This window comes from Vibrio sp. YT-18 (assembly GCF_033337345.1).
Lineage (GTDB): Bacteria > Pseudomonadota > Gammaproteobacteria > Enterobacterales > Vibrionaceae > Vibrio > Vibrio alginolyticus.
The window spans coordinates 1-1161 of the sequence record NZ_JAWOQO010000051.1; the positions used below are offsets into that span (position 1 = coordinate 1).

Here is a 1161-nt window from a genome sequence, read left to right on the forward strand (position 1 = left end):
CCGACGATACAGGGTGATAGTCCCGTAGTTGACGACGTGTGTTCAGTGAAATCGAGTAGGGCGGGACACGTGATATCCTGTCTGAATATGGGGGGACCATCCTCCAAGGCTAAATACTACTGACTGACCGATAGTGAACCAGTACCGTGAGGGAAAGGCGAAAAGAACCCCTGTGAGGGGAGTGAAATAGAACCTGAAACCGTGTACGTACAAGCAGTAGGAGCAGGCTTTGTCCTGTGACTGCGTACCTTTTGTATAATGGGTCAGCGACTTATATTCAGTGGCAAGGTTAACCATCTAGGGGAGCCGTAGGGAAACCGAGTCTTAACTGGGCGTTCAGTCTCTGGATATAGACCCGAAACCAGGTGATCTAGCCATGGGCAGGTTGAAGGTTGAGTAACATCAACTGGAGGACCGAACCGACTAATGTTGAAAAATTAGCGGATGACTTGTGGCTAGGGGTGAAAGGCCAATCAAACCTGGAGATAGCTGGTTCTCCCCGAAAGCTATTTAGGTAGCGCCTCGGACGAATACTACTGGGGGTAGAGCACTGTTAAGGCTAGGGGGTCATCCCGACTTACCAACCCTTTGCAAACTCCGAATACCAGTAAGTACTATCCGGGAGACACACGGCGGGTGCTAACGTCCGTCGTGGAGAGGGAAACAACCCAGACCGCCAGCTAAGGTCCCAAATTACTACTAAGTGGGAAACGATGTGGGAAGGCTCAGACAGCCAGGATGTTGGCTTAGAAGCAGCCATCATTTAAAGAAAGCGTAATAGCTCACTGGTCGAGTCGGCCTGCGCGGAAGATGTAACGGGGCTAAGTAGTAAACCGAAGCTGCGGCAATATACTTTTGTATATTGGGTAGGGGAGCGTTCTGTAAGCGGTTGAAGGTGTGTGGTAACGCATGCTGGACGTATCAGAAGTGCGAATGCTGACATGAGTAACGATAAAGGGGGTGAAAAACCTCCTCGCCGGAAGACCAAGGGTTCCTGTCCAACGTTAATCGGGGCAGGGTAAGTCGACCCCTAAGGCGAGGCCGAAAGGCGTAGTCGATGGGAAACGGGTTAATATTCCCGTACTTCTTACAATTGCGATGGGGGGACGGAGAAGGCTAGGTGGGCCTGGCGACGGTTGTCCAGGTTCAAGTGCGTAGGCT

The 1161-nt window shown here is 51.6% G+C and carries 1 rRNA gene (only partly in view); it reads left to right on the forward strand.

Annotated elements, in window-relative coordinates:
- Positions 1–1161: ribosomal RNA gene (locus tag R7M72_RS24115) — 23S ribosomal RNA — on the forward strand; its annotated part runs 1464 nt beyond the window's last position; the annotation flags it as partial.